This window comes from Shewanella mesophila, from assembly GCF_019457515.1.
Classification (GTDB): Bacteria; Pseudomonadota; Gammaproteobacteria; order Enterobacterales; family Shewanellaceae; genus Shewanella; species Shewanella mesophila.
The window spans coordinates 177,837-199,800 of the sequence record NZ_CP080421.1; the positions used below are offsets into that span (position 1 = coordinate 177,837).

Annotated in this window: 13 protein-coding genes and 3 rRNA genes; 13 read left to right on the forward strand and 3 right to left on the reverse strand. The window is 45.8% G+C overall.

Annotated elements, in window-relative coordinates; translation table 11 throughout:
• Window positions 1-86 precede the first annotated feature (86 nt).
• Window positions 87-1,331 (reverse strand): c-type cytochrome biogenesis protein CcmI, encoded by a 1,245-nt coding sequence (ccmI, locus tag K0I73_RS00920; protein WP_220062703.1) that lies wholly within the window; start codon window positions 1,329-1,331, stop codon window positions 87-89.
• A 407-nt stretch (window positions 1,332-1,738) separates the two neighbouring features.
• Here ccmI and K0I73_RS00925 point away from each other — a divergent pair, with 407 nt between their 5' ends.
• From K0I73_RS00925 to K0I73_RS00960, 8 genes are all read left to right on the forward strand, one after another.
• Window positions 1,739-3,712, forward strand: a complete 1,974-nt coding sequence (locus K0I73_RS00925; RefSeq protein ID WP_220062704.1) for a heme lyase CcmF/NrfE family subunit — start codon at window positions 1,739-1,741, stop codon at window positions 3,710-3,712.
• A 17-nt stretch (window positions 3,713-3,729) separates the two neighbouring features.
• Window positions 3,730-4,287 (forward strand): DsbE family thiol:disulfide interchange protein, encoded by a 558-nt coding sequence (locus K0I73_RS00930; RefSeq protein WP_220062705.1) that lies wholly within the window; start codon window positions 3,730-3,732, stop codon window positions 4,285-4,287.
• The gene (gene nrfF, locus K0I73_RS00935; protein ID WP_220062706.1) at window positions 4,287-4,766 is read left to right on the forward strand and encodes a heme lyase NrfEFG subunit NrfF; all 480 of its coding nucleotides are present in this window, start codon (window positions 4,287-4,289) and stop codon (window positions 4,764-4,766) included. The genes K0I73_RS00930 and nrfF overlap by 1 nt, the downstream gene beginning before the upstream one ends.
• Complete coding sequence (locus tag K0I73_RS00940; RefSeq protein WP_220062707.1) at window positions 4,763-5,356, forward strand: TlpA disulfide reductase family protein; 594 nt, start codon at window positions 4,763-4,765, stop codon at window positions 5,354-5,356. Before nrfF ends, K0I73_RS00940 begins: the two co-directional genes overlap by 4 nt.
• A 627-nt stretch (window positions 5,357-5,983) precedes the next feature.
• A 16S ribosomal RNA gene (locus tag K0I73_RS00945) occupies window positions 5,984-7,526 on the forward strand.
• Between the two features lie 349 nt (window positions 7,527-7,875).
• Window positions 7,876-10,769, forward strand: a 23S ribosomal RNA gene (locus tag K0I73_RS00950).
• Between the two features lie 124 nt (window positions 10,770-10,893).
• Window positions 10,894-11,009: ribosomal RNA gene (gene rrf / locus K0I73_RS00955) — 5S ribosomal RNA — on the forward strand.
• The 16S, 23S and 5S rRNA genes sit together here, the layout of an rRNA operon.
• A 465-nt stretch (window positions 11,010-11,474) precedes the next feature.
• Window positions 11,475-12,749: a CinA family nicotinamide mononucleotide deamidase-related protein gene (locus K0I73_RS00960; RefSeq protein ID WP_220062708.1), complete on the forward strand. Its 1,275-nt coding sequence runs from the start codon at window positions 11,475-11,477 to the stop codon at window positions 12,747-12,749.
• Window positions 12,750-12,765: 16 nt separating this feature from the next.
• On the opposite strand, the gene K0I73_RS00965 is transcribed toward K0I73_RS00960, so the two are convergent.
• Window positions 12,766-13,308 (reverse strand): YceB family lipoprotein, encoded by a 543-nt coding sequence (locus K0I73_RS00965; RefSeq protein WP_434086691.1) that lies wholly within the window; start codon window positions 13,306-13,308, stop codon window positions 12,766-12,768.
• The gene (gene ppc / locus K0I73_RS00970) at window positions 13,308-15,947 is read right to left on the reverse strand and encodes a phosphoenolpyruvate carboxylase (protein WP_220062709.1); all 2,640 of its coding nucleotides are present in this window, start codon (window positions 15,945-15,947) and stop codon (window positions 13,308-13,310) included. Before ppc ends, K0I73_RS00965 begins: the two co-directional genes overlap by 1 nt.
• Before the next feature lie 532 nt (window positions 15,948-16,479).
• Here ppc and argC point away from each other — a divergent pair.
• The 5 genes from argC (at window position 16,480) to argH (ending at window position 21,931) form a co-directional block, all read left to right on the forward strand.
• Window positions 16,480-17,460, forward strand: a complete 981-nt coding sequence (argC, locus tag K0I73_RS00975; protein ID WP_220062710.1) for an N-acetyl-gamma-glutamyl-phosphate reductase — start codon at window positions 16,480-16,482, stop codon at window positions 17,458-17,460.
• Between the two features lie 24 nt (window positions 17,461-17,484).
• Window positions 17,485-18,270, forward strand: a complete 786-nt coding sequence (gene argB / locus K0I73_RS00980; RefSeq protein WP_220062711.1) for an acetylglutamate kinase — start codon at window positions 17,485-17,487, stop codon at window positions 18,268-18,270.
• Window positions 18,271-18,295: 25 nt separating this feature from the next.
• Window positions 18,296-19,201: an ornithine carbamoyltransferase gene (locus K0I73_RS00985; protein ID WP_220062712.1), complete on the forward strand. Its 906-nt coding sequence runs from the start codon at window positions 18,296-18,298 to the stop codon at window positions 19,199-19,201.
• A 64-nt stretch (window positions 19,202-19,265) separates the two neighbouring features.
• The gene (locus tag K0I73_RS00990; RefSeq protein WP_220062713.1) at window positions 19,266-20,486 is read left to right on the forward strand and encodes an argininosuccinate synthase; all 1,221 of its coding nucleotides are present in this window, start codon (window positions 19,266-19,268) and stop codon (window positions 20,484-20,486) included.
• An 83-nt stretch (window positions 20,487-20,569) separates the two neighbouring features.
• Window positions 20,570-21,931, forward strand: coding sequence for an argininosuccinate lyase (argH, locus tag K0I73_RS00995; RefSeq protein WP_220062714.1), 1,362 nt, complete (start codon window positions 20,570-20,572; stop codon window positions 21,929-21,931).
• The last annotated feature ends 33 nt before the right edge of the window (window positions 21,932-21,964 follow it).

Genomic DNA, 21,964 nt, shown 5'->3' on the forward strand with positions numbered 1-21,964 from the left:
TTATCAATCATCTGCAAGATCGTTCAAGTGCTCTTAAACGCTCGGCATTAGACTCTAAAGTCGGCTTTTTGCTATACGCAATGGGATTACTGAACTTGCGTATTGAGAACTAATGTACCCGTTGAGCCTACTTTGATAGTGTCTAGTCTACCTTGGAGGTCACCAGGTTGTGCTTTAACTGAGCCATGTTTAGATAAGACTGCAATAATCTCAACATTCTTTGCATCGCTAAGTTTAATATCGCCACCCATACCTGTGCTATCATCCAAAGTGATGGTCACAGGCAGTGATTTTGCTGATACCTTAGTTGCTGCAAGTGGTACTTTCGGTCCTTCAGTATTTCGCGCGAAGATGAATAACATATCGGTACCATTGACTTGCTCTAGTAGCTCAGGAGCAACCGAAACATCTATCGTTACGGTTTTGTCTGTGATCCCTTGCTGATGAGTTGCGTCGTTTGGCATATCGCCAGTTTCTGCTTGCATTCTCATCTTGGCACTTTCGATGGCATTCATAATCGCACTGCGATCAACATCGTTACGATTACTGTCAAGTATGGTTTGCCATGCAACAATAGACTTGTCGTAGTTGGCATTGAAAAACGCATCCATACCGACTAAAAGCAGAGTAGAAGGGTCTTCAGGATCTAAAGCTAAAGATTGATCAACGATCGCTTGCACTTGCGGCGTCATGCGTTGATTCGCTTTGTAATAAAGTGCAGTAGCTTTCGGTCCGAGCAGTTCTGCGTGGGTGCCGACTAACTCCATCGCTTTATCGAAAGCCTTTACAGCATCGTCATATCGATTGGCACTAATATAAGTATGACCTAAACTAAATAGCAACTGACTATTGTCTGGTTCAGCTTTTAATTGCGCTTCCATCATTTCGATGCGCTGCGCCATGATTTGGCTTGCGTCCATACCTGCATGAGGATTATCTGGTACCGCTTTGTCTAAGTTTGCGTAAGCGCCTAAGTCAGAATATAAGTAGCCAGATAGACCAATAACTACAGCTGACATTAACACTGGCCATAATAGGCCTTTAGGTTTTACCTGATTAACCAATGACTCGTCTTCACCCTGTTTCATGTCTTGTAACAGGCTAATTTCAAGTTCTTTCTTTAATGAATCGAACTCAACTTGGTCTAATAGCTCATCTGCGAGTTCTTTTTCTAATGTAGCTAGTCGATTGTTAAAAAGTTCTAGGTTCGTTTGTTTACGAACGCCAGCTTCCTCCGCTTGCAGCATTTTTTGCTGACGGAAGTGTGGAAACCAAATCAGCACTAGGCTGACTAACACAAAAAGCGCAATAAAAATCCAGAGAGTGGTCATTATTTCTTTTTCACATTAGTTACAGAAATGCGGGGATGCCGCGCGATTAGAGATAAGATTATACGGAAAGATTATTCATTGAACAGTAATATAAGGCCTATGTTGTTTTAAAAGGTGATACTTTTGCACTGGTTCACAGTTCGATTCTATTTTCTAAAATTGGCTGAAACTTAAGTTTCAAACAAGAGTCAGAGAATAAAATCTGTCAGTTTTAACAATTATAACCTCTGCCTTGAATCCACAAGAATGAGACAGGTCACCCATAATTGCGCAAAAGAAGCAGACAGATACAACAGCAAATACTAAAATGACTCAAATTTTGTACCTTGAGTAGTGTAAATCGCAAACTCGCTTGAATTGGAATAGCTTAAGCTTATCTGATTCTTATATAGGACTGAGGAAAACCCATGATCCCTGAACTAGGACACTTTTCGTTGATAATAGGATTGGCATTTGCCTTTCTATTGGCCAGCGTTCCCTTAATTGGTGTTGCTCGTAAAGACCAATACCTTGTGAGATATGCCTGGCCATTGAGCTACGGTATGTTTTTCTTTATTTTTCTTTCTGTGATCGTACTTGGCTATAGCTTCGCGGTTGATGATTTCTCCGTCGCTTATGTAGCACATCATTCTAACTCCCAACTTCCTATTTTCTTTAAGATAGCCGCGGTATGGGGTGGCCATGAAGGTTCGTTACTGTTTTGGGTATTTGCGCTATCTGTGTGGACTGCTGCCGTTGCATTTTTTAGCAAAGGCTTAGAAGAGGTCTTTACTGCACGAGTCTTAGCTATCTTAGCGATGATCGTGATTGGCTTCTGCTTATTCATGCTTTTAACTTCTAGCCCATTTGAGCGTTTATTTCCTATTCCTATGGAAGGGCGTGACCTTAACCCTATGTTGCAAGATGTTGGGTTGATCTTCCATCCGCCAATGCTCTACTTGGGTTATGTTGGCTTCTCCGTGAGTTTTGCGTTTGCTATTGCAGCCCTAATGGGGGGGCGTTTAGATTCGGCATGGGCTCGTTGGAGTAGACCTTGGACGCTTGCAGCATGGATTTTCCTGACCGGCGGTATTTCACTGGGTTCTTGGTGGGCATATTATGAATTAGGTTGGGGTGGCTGGTGGTTCTGGGATCCAGTTGAAAATGCTTCATTCATGCCTTGGTTGATTGGTACGGCATTATTACACTCTGTTATCGTGACTGAGAAACGAGCAGCTTTCCGCAACTGGACAGTATTGTTGTCTATCTTTGCATTCTCATTAAGTTTGTTAGGTACGTTCATCGTTCGTTCTGGCGTATTGACTTCTGTTCACTCATTTGCCGCCGATCCAAGCAGAGGGATGTTTATTCTGTTGTTGCTTGGTTTAGCTATTGGTGGTTCGCTAACACTGTTTGCATTCCGTGCTAGCGATATGAAGAGCCCTGCACGTTTTGAATTGATGTCTAAAGAGACTATGTTGCTTATAGGCAACATCTTGCTAACCGTTGCTTGCGGTACTGTATTGTTAGGAACGCTATATCCGTTACTTATCGATGCGCTTAACATGGGTAAGATTTCTGTAGGCCCACCATACTTTAACGCAGTTTTCGTTCCTATCGTTTTAGTGTTGTTTCTGTTTATGGGAGTTGGTCCAAACATTCGTTGGAAGCGGGCTAAAGCAGGTGAGTTGAAGAGCAAGTTACTGGTCCCCGCAATAGTGGCGGCAGTCATCGGTGTTGCGGCGCCTTTCCTGGTTGATGGTAATTTCAATGTATGGGTTGCATTTGGCATAGGTACGGCGACTTGGATCGTACTCGCGACACTAAGAGCTGGATACGACATCATTAACGGTAAAGATGGTTTAAGTCTTGCCCGTATGGGACGAAGCCAATTAGGTATGGTGATCGCTCACTTTGGTATTGCAGTTTCGGTTGTTGGTGCAACTATGGTGTCTAACTACTCTATTGAAAAGAGTGTTCGAATGGGCCCTGGTATAACTCAAGAGCTTGCGGGTTATAGCTTCCATTTTATCGAAACTAAAAATGTAGTGGGTCCTAACTACACGGCCCAGCAAGGGCAGGTTGAAGTCAGTAAAGATGGAGAGGTGATTACGCTGTTAAAGCCTGACCGCCGCCAATATAACGTACGTACTATGGATATGACCGAAGCAGGTATTGATTGGGGGGTATTCCGCGATCTATACATCACTATGGGTGATCCTATTACCAGTACTGAATTTGCAGTACGTCTTAACTATAAACCATTCGTTCGTTGGTTATGGTTTGGTAGCATCTTTATGATGGTTGGTGGTGTTTTTGCTGCGTCTGATAAGCGCTATCGTCGCGCCAAGATTAAAGAAACTACACAAGAAAAAGCTAAAGAAGATTTAGCAACGGCATAACTTGAATTGGGGCAAGTATGAAGAACAGGTTAGTACTATTTATTCCGTTGATATTGTTTCTGGCGATGGGAATATTCCTCTATAAAGGTTTATTCCTAAATCCACAGCAATTGGATTCAGCTCTAGAAGGAAAGCAGATCCCGGTTTTCCAGTTAGAAAAACTTGAAGATTCAAGTGAGATCATCACCAACGAAACACTTAAGGGACAGGTATCCTTACTCAATGTTTGGGCTACATGGTGCCCATCTTGTAAGTATGAGCATCCTTACCTGATGCGTTTGGCAAGACAAGATATTTTGCCGATTTATGGTATTAACTATCGTGATGAACGTGCTCTCGCCGTGAGAGAGTTAGCACGAGAAGGCGATCCGTACACCAAGAATCTTTTCGACCATGATGGTCGTTTAGGGTTAGATCTTGGTGTTTACGGTGCTCCGGAGAGTTTCTTAGTCGATCACAACGGCATTATTCGTTTTCGCTATGCTGGGCCTATCGATATGCGTGTCTGGAAAGAGACGCTTTATCCAATGATTCAAGAGTTACAAGCCCAAGCTAAAGCGGAAGGAGCATCTTAATGAAAGCGTTTATTGGCCTAGTTGGGGCATTATTGCTGTCTATCGCTATGGTAGGCACAGCAGTGGCGACTCCAGTAGATACTTATGAGTTTAAAAACGTCGACAATCAAAAGCGAGCGCTCGATTTAGCGCATTCGTTGCGTTGTCCTCAATGTCAGAACCAAAACCTCATCGACTCTAACTCTCCTGTAGCGCAAGATTTGCGTTTGGAAGTTTATCAAATGGTTGATGCTGGCAAAGGCGATGCTGAAATTATCGAGTTTATGACCAGCCGTTATGGTGAATTTGTACTTTATAAGCCACGTATGGAAAGCAAGACCTATCTATTATGGTTAGGTCCAATAGTGCTTTTGCTATTTGGGTTAATGATAGGTTTTATCTTTGTTCGCAAGCAGCGCATCAGCGGTGCGGTAGAACAAGAGCTTAGTGTTGAAGATCAAGCCGAGCTAGATAAACTTCTTAATCGAGATAATAAATGAGTAAGCTTTTAGGAACGAGTTTAATCGTGCCTTTATTGATGTGTGCTTCGCTCGCATCAATGGATGCTATGGCATATCCAGGTATGCAAAAAAAAACCGAAGGGCAGGTGCAATCTAGCGTTGATCTTATCAACGTGTTACCTAAGTCCTATCCAATAGATGTCGTTGCGTTTAAAGATGGTAATGGCAAAGCGGTCGACTTCAGCGAGTATCGTGGTCAGATCGTAATGGTAAATATGTGGGCGACCTGGTGTCCTCCATGTGTGAGAGAGCTACCCGCTTTAGATCGCTTTAAAGCAAAGTTTGATCAAACTAAATTTACCGTATTACCAATCTCTATTGATATCGACGGTAAAGATAAGGTTGAACCCTTCTTAAAAACACTCGGTATGGAAGCATTCCAGACTTACTATGATCAAACTCAGGCTTTGGGAGAAGTGTTTCCCTTAGATACTATCCCGGCTACGTTTATATTGAATAAACAGGGGGAGTTAATTGCGTTTGTAAGGACATTTGTAGATTGGGATGATCCTAAAGCGGTAGAGCTCATCAACAGTTTTATAGATAAAGAAGCCAATAAATCGATTTAAATAGCCGATTTGATTCAAATCTAAACAAAAAAGATCGTATTTGCCTAAAAGATCGGCATGCGATCTTTTTTTTGTAAAAATCCCTTGCGCCCATCCGAGAACTCCCTATAATGCGCATCCACTGACACGGCACAGCAGGCCAACGAGTTAGCGACAAGCTAGAGAGTATGCGACTTGCAGCGGTGTTAGGGATTCAAAATCGCAAGCGATTTGAATGTGGTGGTAAGCGCTTCGGTAGGCTTCCAGTGTTGATTGATAATTACATTAGTGGTTAACAAATCATCGCTTGGAAAACTTCTTAAAATAAGCACTTGACGCCGACAGCGGGAAGTGTAGAATACGCATCCCTAAGCCAACGACCTAGCGTCAGCGGCGGCTAAATGAGCGAGTCAATCGTCATGTTAGCAACGCTCTTTAACAAGATGAAACAAGAAATCTGTGTGGACACTCACAGGTGTTGAGTTATTCGAAATTGCTTTTCTGTCTTCGGATGTAAAGCAATCAAAAATTTTACTCAATGTAAGATGAGTGTTCATAGCAATATGTACAACATGTTAGAGATTCTTCCGAGTCTTTAATGTGGAATCAGAATTCATTGAGCCGAAGCTTTAAGCTTCAACAAAACTTTAATTGAAGAGTTTGATCATGGCTCAGATTGAACGCTGGCGGCAGGCCTAACACATGCAAGTCGAGCGGTAACAGGAATTAGCTTGCTAATTTGCTGACGAGCGGCGGACGGGTGAGTAATGCCTAGGGAACTGCCCAGTCGAGGGGGATAACAGTTGGAAACGACTGCTAATACCGCATACGCCCTACGGGGGAAAAGAGGGGACCTTCGGGCCTTCTGCGATTGGATGTACCTAGGTGGGATTAGCTAGTTGGTGAGGTAATGGCTCACCAAGGCGACGATCCCTAGCTGTTCTGAGAGGATGATCAGCCACACTGGGACTGAGACACGGCCCAGACTCCTACGGGAGGCAGCAGTGGGGAATATTGCACAATGGGCGCAAGCCTGATGCAGCCATGCCGCGTGTGTGAAGAAGGCCTTCGGGTTGTAAAGCACTTTCAGCGAGGAGGAAAGCTTAAGCGTTAATAGCGTTTAGGTGTGACGTTACTCGCAGAAGAAGGACCGGCTAACTTCGTGCCAGCAGCCGCGGTAATACGAGGGGTCCAAGCGTTAATCGGAATTACTGGGCGTAAAGCGTACGCAGGCGGTTTGTTAAGCGAGATGTGAAAGCCCCGGGCTCAACCTGGGAACTGCATTTCGAACTGGCAGACTAGAGTCTTGTAGAGGGGGGTAGAATTTCAGGTGTAGCGGTGAAATGCGTAGAGATCTGAAGGAATACCGGTGGCGAAGGCGGCCCCCTGGACAAAGACTGACGCTCATGTACGAAAGCGTGGGGAGCAAACAGGATTAGATACCCTGGTAGTCCACGCCGTAAACGATGTCTACTCGGAATTTGGTGTCTTGAACACTGGGTTCTCAAGCTAACGCATTAAGTAGACCGCCTGGGGAGTACGGCCGCAAGGTTAAAACTCAAATGAATTGACGGGGGCCCGCACAAGCGGTGGAGCATGTGGTTTAATTCGATGCAACGCGAAGAACCTTACCTACTCTTGACATCCAGAGAACTTTCCAGAGATGGATTGGTGCCTTCGGGAGCTCTGAGACAGGTGCTGCATGGCTGTCGTCAGCTCGTGTTGTGAAATGTTGGGTTAAGTCCCGCAACGAGCGCAACCCTTATCCTTATTTGCCAGCACGTAATGGTGGGAACTTTAGGGAGACTGCCGGTGATAAACCGGAGGAAGGTGGGGACGACGTCAAGTCATCATGGCCCTTACGAGTAGGGCTACACACGTGCTACAATGGCAAGTACAGAGGGTTGCAAAGCCGCGAGGTGGAGCTAATCTCACAAAGCTTGTCGTAGTCCGGATTGGAGTCTGCAACTCGACTCCATGAAGTCGGAATCGCTAGTAATCGTGGATCAGAATGCCACGGTGAATACGTTCCCGGGCCTTGTACACACCGCCCGTCACACCATGGGAGTGGGCTGCACCAGAAGTAGATAGCTTAACCTTCGGGAGGGCGTTTACCACGGTGTGGTTCATGACTGGGGTGAAGTCGTAACAAGGTAGCCCTAGGGGAACCTGGGGCTGGATCACCTCCTTACCTATACGACTAACTTAATGTTTGTTGAGTGTTCACACAGATAACTTGTTCTTGTTAGAGCAGGTGGCACGTCTTAACGGCGATGCTTGTTCTTTAAAAATTTGGAAAGCTGATAGTGTTAATGTGAAAGGGATAATGACGTACTTGTACGTAATTATTTGTAGCATTGACGCGAAAATTAAAATTGAGTTCTCAAACACTTAAATCAAGTGCCGAATCATTCCCTTTAATTAGGATGATGATTCATGAGTATTCTTTTGGCGAAAGTAAACACCATTAGTTGCGATACAACATCAAGCTTACCCGCTTGATAAAGTTTGTTTCCTTGTGAAACTCATTTGGGTTGTATGGTTAAGTGACTAAGCGTATACGGTGGATGCCTTGGCAGTCAGAGGCGATGAAGGACGTAGTAACTTGCGAAAAGCGTTGGCGAGCTAGTAACAAGCATTTGAGCTAACGATGTCCGAATGGGGAAACCCACTAGCATAAGCTAGTATCACAACATGAATACATAGTGTTGTGAGGCGAACGAGGGGAACTGAAACATCTAAGTACCCTCAGGAAAAGAAATCAACCGAGATTCCCCTAGTAGCGGCGAGCGAACGGGGATTAGCCCTTAAGCGTAGAGGGTGTTAGTGGAATGTGTTGGAAAGCACAGCGGCACAGGGTGATAGCCCCGTACATGAAAACTAACTTTACGTGAAAACGAGTAGGACGGGACACGTGACATCTTGTCTGAACATGGGGGGACCATCCTCCAAGGCTAAATACTCCTGACTGACCGATAGTGAACCAGTACCGTGAGGGAAAGGCGAAAAGAACCCCTGTGAGGGGAGTGAAATAGAACCTGAAACCGTATACGTACAAGCAGTGGGAGCGGTTCTTGAGACCGTGACTGCGTACCTTTTGTATAATGGGTCAGCGACTTACATTTTGTAGCGAGGTTAAGCGAATAGCGGAGCCGTAGGGAAACCGAGTGTTAACTGCGCGTTTAGTTGCAAGGTGTAGACCCGAAACCCGGTGATCTAGCCATGGGCAGGTTGAAGGTTGAGTAACATCAACTGGAGGACCGAACACACGTATGTTGAAAAATGCGGTGATGACTTGTGGCTGGGGGTGAAAGGCCAATCAAACCGGGAGATATCTGGTTCTCCTCGAAAGCTATTTAGGTAGCGCCTCGAGCGAATACCATTGGGGGTAGAGCACTGTTAAGGCTAGGGGGTCATCCCGACTTACCAACCCTTTGCAAACTCCGAATACCAATGAGTACTACTCGGGAGACACACGGCGGGTGCTAACGTCCGTCGTGAAAAGGGAAACAACCCAGACCATCAGCTAAGGTCCCAAAGTTATTGCTAAGTGGGAAACGATGTGGGAAGGCTTAGACAGCTAGGATGTTGGCTTAGAAGCAGCCATCATTTAAAGAAAGCGTAATAGCTCACTAGTCGAGTCGGCCTGCGCGGAAGATTTAACGGGGCTAAGCAATACACCGAAGCTATGGGTACTAGCGCTTGCGCTAGTGCGGTAGAGGAGCGTTCTGTAAGCCGTTGAAGGTGAAGGGGTAACCCACGCTGGAGGTATCAGAAGTGCGAATGCTGACATGAGTAACGATAAAGGGGGTGAAAAACCCCCTCGCCGAAAGACCAAGGGTTCCTGTCCAATGTTAATCAGGGCAGGGTGAGTCGACCCCTAAGGCGAGGCCGAAAGGCGTAGTCGATGGGAAACAGGTTAATATTCCTGTACTTTTGCTAACTGCGATGGAGAGACGGAGAAGGCTAGGCTAGCGCGGCGTTGGTTGTCCGCGTTTAAGGCAGTAGGTGGTGCACTTAGGCAAATCCGGGTGCACATACACTGAGAGTTGACGACGAGGTTCTACGGAACTGAAGTAGTTGATGCCATGCTTCCAGGAAAATCTTCTAAGCTTCAGGTTAGCAGGAATCGTACCCCAAACCGACACAGGTGGTTGGGTAGAGAATACCAAGGCGCTTGAGAGAACTCGGCTGAAGGAACTAGGCAAAATGGTACCGTAACTTCGGGAGAAGGTACGCTCCTGTTGGTGATGAGACTTGCTCTTTAAGCTGACGGGAGTCGCAGATACCAGGTGGCTGCAACTGTTTATCAAAAACACAGCACTGTGCAAACTCGCAAGAGGAAGTATACGGTGTGACGCCTGCCCGGTGCCGGAAGGTTAATTGATTGGGTTATCTTCGGAGAAGCTCATGATCGAAGCCCCGGTAAACGGCGGCCGTAACTATAACGGTCCTAAGGTAGCGAAATTCCTTGTCGGGTAAGTTCCGACCTGCACGAATGGCGTAATGATGGCCACGCTGTCTCCAGCCGAGACTCAGTGAAGTTGAAATTGCGGTGAAGATGCCGTATACCCGCGGCTAGACGGAAAGACCCCGTGAACCTTTACTATAGCTTGGCACTGAACATTGACCCTACATGTGTAGGATAGGTGGGAGACTTTGAAGATGAGACGCCAGTCTTGTTGGAGTCAACCTTGAAATACCACCCTTGTAGTGTTGATGTTCTAACTCTGGCCCCTGAATCGGGGTTGAGGACAGTGCCTGGTGGGTAGTTTGACTGGGGCGGTCTCCTCCCAAAGAGTAACGGAGGAGCACGAAGGTTGGCTAAGTACGGTCGGACATCGTACGGTTAGTGCAATGGCATAAGCCAGCTTAACTGCGAGACATACACGTCGAGCAGGTACGAAAGTAGGTCATAGTGATCCGGTGGTTCTGAATGGAAGGGCCATCGCTCAACGGATAAAAGGTACTCCGGGGATAACAGGCTGATACCGCCCAAGAGTTCATATCGACGGCGGTGTTTGGCACCTCGATGTCGGCTCATCACATCCTGGGGCTGAAGTCGGTCCCAAGGGTATGGCTGTTCGCCATTTAAAGTGGTACGCGAGCTGGGTTCAGAACGTCGTGAGACAGTTCGGTCCCTATCTGCCGTGGGCGTTGGATGATTGAAGGGAGCTGCTCCTAGTACGAGAGGACCGGAGTGGACGAACCGCTGGTGTTCGGGTTGTCATGCCAATGGCATTGCCCGGTAGCTACGTTCGGAATCGATAACCGCTGAAAGCATCTAAGCGGGAAGCGAGCCCTAAGATGAGTCATCCCTAGAGCTTTAAGCTCTCTAAAGGGCCGTAGGAGACTACTACGTTGATAGGCAAGGTGTGTAAGCGTTGTGAGGCGTTGAGCTAACTTGTACTAATGACCCGTGAGGCTTAACCATACAACCCAAAAGGGTTTCTAACTAAGTGAATACTTAGCGAAAGAATACAGCCACTTGATTTAGTGTGACTCAATTTTAAAACTTCCTGCTTAGGCGGGAACAGCTTTCTAAATTTCCAAATTTGTCTGGAAACCATAGCATTGTGGCACCACCTGATCCCATCCCGAACTCAGAAGTGAAACGCAATCGCGCCGATGGTAGTGTGGGGTCTCCCCATGTGAGAGTAGGTCATTTCCAGGCGCCTAACACTTCTCGTAAGAGAGTCGATAAATCCCCAGCACTTCGTGTTGGGGATTTTTTCGTTTAACCGGTTTGAAATATCGACTCGAACATGGGGAAGTAAATAGTCCGAATGTAGTGAGGCTCAAACCCATGTAGAGTAGGGTAAAGCGTCTGCGCTTATCAAGCGCAGCTTGATGCTGGAGCTGAACGCGGAGAGCTAGCTCGAAGCTGACCATTTCCAGGCGCCTAACACTTCTCGTAAGAGAATCGATAAAGCCCGTTGCTAACACAACGGTTTTTTTTCGTTCTTATCTTAAAAAATTACTCTACGAATATGTCACATAGCTCGGTGCCTGCTGTATTGTGACGTGGATATACGTTTATTTATGCTGACTGCACTTAATACACTACTTCATACTATTGCTATTCGTCTTAGTGTTACCTACCTTATGGCATCTAAATGTTTTTCCCCAAAGGATGGATATGAAAATTGAGATGATTTGTACTGGTGAAGAGGTGCTTTCGGGACAGATAGTCGATACGAATGCGGCTTGGGCTGCAAATGCATTGATGGATCATGGTATTGAGATGCAGCAGCGTATTACCGTTGGAGATAGACTTGATGATCTGGTCAGTGTATTTCAGGAAAGGAGTCATCATGCGGATATCATCTTAGTTAATGGTGGTCTAGGGCCGACAAGCGATGACATGTCATCTCAGGCTATGGCGTTAGCTAAAGAGGTGCCGCTGATTGAGAATGCAATTTGGCGTCGTCGCATGGAGGATTGGTTTACTCGCAATGGTCGTGAGATGCCGCCGAGTAATCTAAAACAGGCTATGTTGCCCGAGTCCGCAGTGATGGTCGATAACCCAGTTGGAACCGCTTGCGGTTTTAGGGTAAAGCTAAATCGTGCTTGGCTGTTTTTTACTCCTGGAGTACCGTTCGAATTCAAGCAGATGGTTAACGAGCAGTTTATTCCGTTCGTTAAGAGTCTTGCCGATTCTCATATTGAAGTTGCAGTGCATAAGTTATTGACCATAGGTAATGGTGAGTCTGTGTTAGCAAATAGACTAGAGAATCTTACCTTGCCTGGTGGAATGACGTTGGGCTACCGCTCATTTATGCCCTACATAGAGATTAAGTTGTTTGCCCGTGGTGATGATGTCATTGAGCAGCTACCTGAAACAGTATCATTAGTTAAGCAAGTATTGGGCGATTGTGTTGTTGCGGAGAATCTTGATTCATTAGCGGGAGTCATTCACCAACAGCTGCTTGCACAGGGCGCTAGCTTGAGTATTGCTGAGTCCTGTACTGGTGGAATGATCGCAAGCAATCTGGTCGCTCTTGCGGGAAGCTCGGCTTATTTGCATCAAGGCTTGGTGACCTATAGTAATGAGTCAAAAGTTAAGGTGCTCGGAGTCGATCCTGCGACACTTGATGATCACGGTGCTGTCTCTATCGCTACGGTGGAAGAGATGGCTAAAGGTGTGAGAAACATACTCGACAGTGATTATGCGCTGGCGACGAGCGGTATAGCTGGGCCTGATGGTGGTAGCGAACAAAAGCCTGTTGGCACGGTCGCAATAGCATTGGCGACTAAGAGTGGAGTGTACAGCCAAATGCTCAAATTTCCGGCGCGGTCTAGAGAGTTGGTTCGAAGCTTAAGCACTGCTGTCGCTTTAGATATGCTGAGGCGTGAGCTGCTACAGCAGCCAGTAATTGTTGATTACGGCTCTTATCATCGATTTCCAAAGTAGTGCTTAGTCTCTGTAGCTAATCTTTGAAAATGAGTTTTAGTTTACCAGGGACCACCTCGATTCTCTTGGTCATCTCGGCGATTAACGCTTGGTTGCTCTCTTTTACATCGAGAACGTAAACCGGTTGTGTTTCGAGAAAATGCGTTAAAAATTGCATGACTTGAGGCGCGATCGGGGTGATTGCTTTTTCGATATCTTTCGGTGTTGATTCGACTTTAACTAAGTTGAGTTGGTTCAGATAAACACTATGAGTTACAGCATCGTACCAAGGCTTGGCTTCAAACTTTACAATTAACTTTGCCTTTAGTGGCATTAGCGGATTGCGTACCTTTATCGTGCTGTACGCCATAATCCCCATGGTTTCAGCTTGTTGGCCCAAAGTAACTTCAACATTGTTGATCTTCATTTCGATCCCAAATAGCTGGTTACCCTGTTTGGTTTCGAAATGAATCTCGTTGTTTAAGTAATTGGTTAGCTCTTGCTCGGTAATGCTGTATTGGCTGACGCAGCCAGTCAATAGCAGCAATACACTGACCAATGTTAATCTGATTATTGGCATCAACCTGTGTTTCTCATTCCGGCTGCCACTCCTGCAATCGTCAGCATTAATGCTAACTGCACATTGCTTGATGAAGCCTCTTCGTTCTTGCGTGTTCTCGCGAGTAGTTCCGCTTGTAAGAAGTTAAGCGGATCTATGTAGGGATTACGTAGCTCTACAGACTCTCTATTCCAAGGTGTATGTGACATTAATATATCGGCTTGGGTCAGTGCTAAGACGGCTTTAATACCAGTTGCCATACGTTCTCGTAATGCTTCTCCAAGGTGATGAAGCTCTTTCGGTACTAGGCAGGCTTCGTAGTATTTTGCGAGATTAGGCTCCGCTTTGGCATAAACCATCTCAAGCATAGAGATGCGGGTTTCAAAGAATGGCCATTGCTGCTCCATCTCTTGTAACAGTGCAAGTTCGCCGCGATCGGCCGCTGCTTGTAAAGCCTCTCCAGCGCCTAACCATGCTGGTAACATAAGCCGATTTTGCGACCAAGCAAAGATCCACGGAATAGCTCTTAGGCTTTCTATGCCGCCATCGACTCGTCGTTTTGCAGGTCTGCTGCCGAGTGGCAATTTGCCTAGCTCAACTTCTGGCGTAGCGGCGCGGAAGTATGCAACAAAGTCGGGTTCTTCTCTCACTATGGCACGATAAGCTGCAACCGAATCCGCCGCAAGTCTCTCCATGGCTTCACGCCATTCAGGTTTTGGTTCTGGTGGCGGTAACAGTGTTGCCTCCATCACTGCTGAGGTGTACAGAGCTAAGCTTTGCACTGCGAGCTTAGGTAAACCAAACTTGAAACGGATCATCTCTCCTTGTTCTGTCACGCGAATGCGTCCATCAACAGAGCCCGGAGGCTGGGATAAGATAGCTTTGTGAGCCGGTCCGCCGCCTCGGCCAATGGTGCCGCCACGGCCATGGAATAGGGTAAGTTTGATATCGGCGCGCTGACATATCTGAACCAGTTGTTCCTGAGCGCGATACTGTGCCCATGCTGCAGCCATTACCCCGGCGTCTTTAGCCGAGTCAGAATAACCAATCATCACCTCTTGGCTGCCTTTGCAATAACCACGGTACCAATCGATATTAAATAACGCCGACATACAACTAGAGGCATTGTTGAGGTCATCTAAGGTTTCAAACAGCGGCACGACCCTCATAGGGTGTGGGCATCCCGCCTCTTTAAGTAATAAGAGCACGGTTAATACGTCTGATGGCTGACTCGCCATAGAGATAACGTATGAGCCTAATGCCTTGTCCGACTGATTGGCAATGAGTCTAACTGTGTTTATGACTTCGGCTACTTCGTCGCTAGGTTGCCAATTGTTGGGGATCAACGGGCGCTTACCCGTCAACTCTCTTAACAGAAAGGCTTGTTTCTCATGTTCATCCCAATGGTTGTAATCGCCCAACCCAAGATAACGAGTCAATTCTGCAATAACATCGCTATGACGCTGAGCATCTTGTCTAATATCGAGTCTCAGCATATGAATACCAAAACAGGCGATACGGCGAAGCATATCGAGTAATAGACCGTTAGCGATAAGGCTCATATTTGAGTCTATCAAGCTGTTATACAGTAAAGTTAAAGGTTGCTTTAAATCATCTTCATGCCAAATAAGTTGACTCAGGTCGACTTCGGGTAAATGGCCTTCAAGGCGCATGTTTAAGTAGTCGATTGTATCCCGTAGTTTCTGTCTGATTTCCCGTAATACATCTCGATAGGGTTCATGGCTATTATTAGTGAGGGCCAATAACTCATCATTGGCTTCTTCCATCGATAGTTCGTTGACGAGTAGAACAACATCTTTCAAGAATAATCGGGCGGCGGTATGACGGTTGCGGTCAAGCACCTCTTGGGTGACCTTAGCTGTGACGAAAGGATTGCCATCACGATCTCCGCCCATCCAGCTAGAAAATCTTACCGGGGCTATATCGGTTGGGATCTGCTTACCAGTTCGCTCTTCAACTTGTTCATTTAGCTGACGTAGAAAATCAGGGATCGCTTGCCATAGGGAGGCTTCTATTGTGCTGAGCCCCCATCTGGCTTCATCTACGGGAGTTGGGCGCTCGTGGCGGATCTCATTGGTATGCCAAATTTGTGCTATCAACTGACGTAATCGTAGGTGATGCTGCTTTCTCTCTCTCTCTGTCAGCTGTGGATTTTCAAGTGCCGCGAGGCTGTCTACGACAGCAGAATACTTTTGAATCAGCGTACGTCTTGAGATCTCTGTAGGATGGGCTGTGAGAACGAGATCGATATCGAGTGTTTGCAAGCATTGGAGCATCTTATCTTGATCGACTCGACCATTTAACATGCGGCCGAGAAGTTGCTCTACCGGATCGGGAACGCAAACGAGCTCATCGCAGTTTCTACTGATAGTGTGGAACTGCTCGGCGATGTTGGCCAGATTAAGAAATTGATTGAATGCTTTGGCGAAAGGGACGAGTTCATCATCAGGCAATGCGGCCAATAAGGTTAACATCTCTTCTCTCGCGGCATCATTTCCTTGGCGAGAACTTTTGGCTAAGTGTCTAATCTGTTCTATTTTTTCTAAAAAAGGCTCATCTAAATGTGTGCGAATGGTATCGCCCAATATCTGACCTAAGGTGCCTACATTAGATCGTAGCGATGCGTACATATCAGCCATAAATGCTCCATATCGTCCAATTAATCAGTCACAATACCCAGCCTATCGGGCTAAGGTCAATACAACACTCACTGTTATTGTGAACTTATGTGTTGAACATCACTGCTGACCGAATATTCATTTAAACCACAAATGAAATTTTGCCTGCATCATCGGACACTGTTCTATTAGCCAACAATTAGTTCATCGTTCGTTTTGTATACAACTATACTAAGCTGCAATAATATAATTCGGTATATAGATCCAAATATGCCAGGTTTGTTACTTGTTGCTTAAAAATATTCAAATATATATTCAATTTTATTGCATAAATAAATTTTCATGGTAGTCTATCAAACAGCTAGAGCAAGCGCCATTATCCAAGGCTTAACTTTGAGACTTAAAATGAATATTTCATACTTAAAAATTGATTATAAGGTAACCTGTAAAAACTTCCTGCGACGATAGACTTGTCATATTGGTATTCTGCCAGGGCTTAAGATGTGCCCCCTCTTTTTCCTTTTTTACTGTTAATTTATAGAAGTCATAGAGCATGAAGAACATAGCCATAATTGGTGCCAGTGGATACACAGGCGCACAGATCACCTCATTGATTCAGGCCGATGCGCATCTGAGCATACAAGGCTTGTATGTATCTGAAAATAGTCTCGATAAAGATAAAGCACTCGCTGAACTCTATCCTGTTTACAGTCATATTAAACTTCCTTTACAACCGCTATCTGCAGAGGCGAAGGCTATTATTGTGGCTGAGGCTGATGCAGTGGTATTGGCGACCGATCACCAGGTAAGTTTACATTTGGCTGCTTGGTTTTATCAAAAGGGCGTCACGGTTTTTGATCTGAGTGGCGCTTATCGATTCGAAGATGTGGCTCAATATCCCAAATGGTATGGTTTTGAACACCAGTATCCAGAAGTGTTATCTCAAGCTGTTTATGGCTTGGCCGAGTGGAATAGTGATGCAATTGCAAACAGTAAAATGATTGCTGTGCCTGGGTGCTATCCAACGGCATCGTTAACAGCCCTCAAGCCTTTAGCCGCACTAATCGGTGATAGCTTGCCGGTTATTAATGCTGTTAGTGGTGTGACTGGCGCAGGTAGAAAAGCCCAACTTCATACCAGTTTTTGTGAAGTGAGCCTAACACCGTATGGCGTTTTAGGTCACAGACATCAACCTGAGATAGTTACCCAGCTTGGACAACAAGTTATTTTCACTCCCCATCTTGGTAATTTTAAGCGTGGTATTTTGGCAACCATCACAGTGCAGTTGAAAGCCGGGACTACCGAGGCTGAAATTACTCAGGCGTACAGCGTTTATAATCAATGTGAGCTGGTCAAGGTACATCAAAATCAATTTCCGAAAGTAGACGATGTAGTACATACACCCAATTGTTTGCTGGGATGGAAGTTTGATCCAGACACGGGTTACTTAGTGGTGGCTAGTGCGATAGACAACTTGATGAAAGGTGCGGCTAGTCAAGCGCATCAATGCATAAAGATTCATTTTAATTATTAATCCATTTCTGAGAGACTCGGCATTATGTCTGCAAATAAAAATACGTTAGTGCTAAAAGTTGGTGGCGCCCTAATGCAGTGTGATATGGGGATGGCACGTCTTATGTCGACGGCGTCAAACCTTATTAAAGCGGGACAATCTGTTGTTATGGTTCATGGTGGAGGTTACTTAGTTGATGAGCAACTCGCAGCCAATGGCATGGAGACGGTCAAGCTTGATGGATTGCGCGTAACTCCTGCTGAGCAAGTCCCGATTGTTGTTGGTGCGCTTGCGGGCACCTCGAACAAAATCTTGCAGGCGGCGGCAGTTAAAGCTGGCATTACTTGTGTGGGAATGAGTCTCGGTGACGGCGGCATTGTTTCTGCACATATAAAAGATGAGCAACTTGGCTTTGTTGGTGAAGTGGCACCTAAAGATCCGACTTATTTGAATTTTGTATTGTCGCAAGGCTGGATGCCAATTGTTAGCTCCATTGCCATAGATGACTTAGGGCAGCTCCTGAATGTTAACGCCGATCAGGCCGCAACCGTATTAGCTAAGTTGGTGAATGGTAAGTTAGTACTGCTTTCTGATGTGAGTGGTGTGTTAGATGGCAAAGGACAATTAATCCCTTCGCTTACGAAATCTCATGCAGATGAGCTGACGAAACTAGGCGTTATCGATAAAGGCATGAAAGTTAAAGTGGAGGCTGCATTAGAAGTGGCCCAATGGTTGGGGCAAGCCGTACAGGTTGCTTCATGGCGAGATGCAGAGCAGCTTGCAGCGTTAGAGAGAGGCGAAGCCATAGGTACCCAAGTGCAACCGCAGTAAATTATAATTTTTCAGGAGTAGATTAATGAACCATTTATTATCGATTAAAGAGCTTAGCCAGCAGCAATTGATTGAACTGCTAACATTAGCAAAAAAGATCAAAGCCAATCCTAGTGCATACCGCCAGGCTTTGGATGGCAAAAGCGTAGTGATGTTATTCGAGAAGCCTTCATTAAGAACTCGTGTAAGTTTTGATATCGGCATCAATAAACTGGGCGGTCACTGTCTTTATTTAGATCAACAGAATGGTGCCCTGGGCAAGCGTGAACCCGTGTCTGACTTTGCGGCAAACATCTCCTGCTGGGCCGATGCCATTGTGGCTAGAACGTTCGAACATTCGACCATTGAGCAGTTAGCCGAATATGGCAGTGTGCCGGTAATTAATGCGCTCTCGGATATGTACCATCCGTGTCAGGGCTTGGCTGACTTTTTAACCTTGTCTGAGCAGTTTGATGATGTCAGTAAGGTTAAATTAGCTTATGTTGGTGATGGTAATAATGTGACTCACTCTTTGATGTATGGTGCTGCGTTGCTTGGGGCCACTATGACGGTCGTTTGTCCTCAAGGGCATTTCCCCGATGGAAAAGTCGTGCTTGAAGCTCAAGAGATCGCGGCAGCCCATGGCGGTCAGCTTATTTTGACGTCTGATATTGAGCAGCTCGAAGGCCATGATGCCATTTACACAGATACATGGATCTCTATGGGTGACAATGCAAGTTTGGATGAGATAAAGGCTAAATTTGATCCATACCAAGTGAATAAAGCTTTGATGGGCAAAGCTGGGGCTCAATATTTCATGCATTGCCTGCCTGCATACCGTGGTGTAGAAGTGACTGCAGAAGTGGTCGACGGTGAAGGCTCATTGATTCTGCAACAGGCTGAAAACCGTATGCATGCTCAGAATGCTGTTTTAGTAACACTATTAAGTTAATCAGATACTCCAGACACGATATTGAATGCGGTGGCGTTCATCGAAATTTATTAGGAAACAAGAAATGTCTATTGAAGCTAAAAAATCAGTTAAGAAAGTGGTGTTAGCCTACTCCGGTGGTTTGGATACCTCGGCAATTATTCCATGGTTAAAAGAGACTTATAATGATTGCGAAATTGTGGCTTTCTGTGCCGACGTTGGACAGGGTGCTGCAGAGCTAGAAGGTTTGCACGAAAAAGCGATCTCTTCTGGTGCGTCAGAGTGTTATATCGTCGATTTGAAAGAGGAGTTGGTGGCGGATTACATTTATCCAACCATCGCCACAGGTGCTATTTACGAAGGCACTTATCTACTTGGCACCTCAATGGCACGGCCGATTATTGCCAAGGCACAGGTCGAAGTCGCACGTAAAGTGGGTGCCGATGCCGTGTGCCACGGTTGTACTGGGAAGGGAAATGATCAGGTTCGTTTCGAAGGTTGTTTTGCCGCACTTGCACCTGATTTAACTGTGATTGCGCCTTGGCGTGAATGGGAAATGGTAAGCCGTGAAGACCTGCTTGATTATCTTGCAGAAAGAAATATCGCTACTACCGCTTCAGCGACCAAAATTTATAGCCGTGACGCTAACGCTTGGCATATTTCCCATGAAGGTGGTGAGTTAGAAGATCCGTGGAACGAGCCAAGCAAAGGCGTTTGGACCATGACTGTCGCACCAGAAGATGCACCAAATGAGCCTGAGTATGTGTCGCTTGAAATTGAAGCGGGCCGTGTTACCAAGGTAAATGGTGAAGCATTATCACCTTATGAAGCCCTGATGACGCTCAATGAAATAGCTGGTGCTCATGGTGTTGGACGTATCGATATTACCGAAAACCGTTTGGTAGGTATGAAGTCTCGTGGTTGTTATGAAACGCCCGGTGGCACAGTGATGTTTGCTGCTCTACGTGCAATTGAAGAGCTCGTTCTCGATAAGACGAGTCGTGAGTGGCGTGAGCAGATCGGAGCTAAGATGGCTCATCTCGTTTATGACGGTCGTTGGTTTACTCCTTTATGTGAATCATTGATTGGTGCATCAGAGCCATTGGCCAATCTGGTTAACGGCGAAGTGGTGATTAAGCTTTATAAAGGGCAGGCGCAAGCGGTGAAGAAACGCTCGCCAAACAGCTTATATTCAGAAGCGTTTGCCACCTTTGGTGCCGACGATGTATATAATCAAAAAGATGCTGAAGGTTTTATTCGTTTGTACTCTTTAGCTAGCCGTATTCGAGCATTAAACGCGAAGTAATTACAGCATCACAGTTTATAAGGGGCGTGATTCGCCCCTTAATTTTTAGAATCAAAGCATATTGGACTAAAGAGGATTTCGAGATGGCGTTATGGGGTGGAAGGTTTACTCAAGAAAGCAGCGCACTGTTTAAGCTTTTTAATGATTCGTTACCCGTCGATTATCGTTTGATCGAAGAGGACATTATCGGTTCTATCGCCTGGGCCGATGCGATAACTTCGGTTGGTATTTTATCCGATGTAGAATGTATCGAACTAAAAAGCGCTCTGAATCAGCTTCTAGATGAGGTTAAAGATAAACCTGAGTTGATCTTAGCGTCTGGTGCTGAAGATATTCATAGTTTCGTTGAGCAGTCGCTTATCGCCAAGGTCGGTGACCTAGGTAAGAAGCTACACACTGGGCGTTCGCGTAACGATCAGGTGGCAACGGATCTTAAGCTATGGTGTAAAAAAGAGGGCCAAGCTTTACTGGCTTTATTAGGTAAGTTGAGAACAGCGCTGCTTGAACTTACTGAGCGTGAGTTAGATGCTGTGATGCCAGGTTATACCCACCTTCAACGTGCTCAGCCTGTAGCATTTGGCCATTGGTGCTTAGCCTATGTTGAGATGTTTGAGCGTGATATTAGTCGCTTAGAAGATGCATTAAAGCGTGCCGATACCTGTCCACTGGGAACAGGAGCTCTTGCTGGTACTGCCTATCCTATGGATCGGTATGCATTGGCTAAATCACTAGGTTTTGGCGCACCAACCTTAAACAGCTTAGATACAGTATCGGATAGAGACCATGTCATTGAGTTATGTAGTGACGCTTCTATCAGCATGATGCATCTCAGTCGTATGGCTGAAGATCTGATTTTCTTTAATAGCGGTGAAGCTGGGTTTATTGAACTGGATGATCAAGTGACCTCTGGCTCATCCCTTATGCCACAAAAGAAAAACCCAGATGCGTTAGAGCTGATCCGTGGTAAGACTGGCCGTGTTTATGGCAGTTTAGTCGGTATTCTAACCACAATGAAAGCCCTGCCGCTGGCATACAATAAAGATATGCAGGAAGACAAAGAAGGCTTATTCGACGTTATGGATAGCTGGGCTATCTGCCTTGAAATGGCGGCATTGGTGTTATCTGGCTTGAAGGTTAATCGTGAGAATACTTTAAGAGCCGCTCAACAAGGCTATGCAAACTCCACAGAGCTCGCTGATTACTTAGTCGCCAAAGGCATGCCTTTTAGAGAAGCGCATCATGTGGTGGGTGAGGTTGTGGTTGCCGCGATTGCTCAGAAAAAACCGATCGAGGAGTTTGAATTAGCGACATTACAAACCTTTGCTGCGGTGATTGAGCAGGATGTTTATGGCTGTTTAACTATCGACTCTTGTTTAGCTAAACGCGAAGCCCTAGGTGGCACCTCTTTACCGCAAGTCAAAGCGGCTTTGAGTGCCAAGCTATAAAGCAAGTCTTTGAATATCAGGATTAGATTCTAA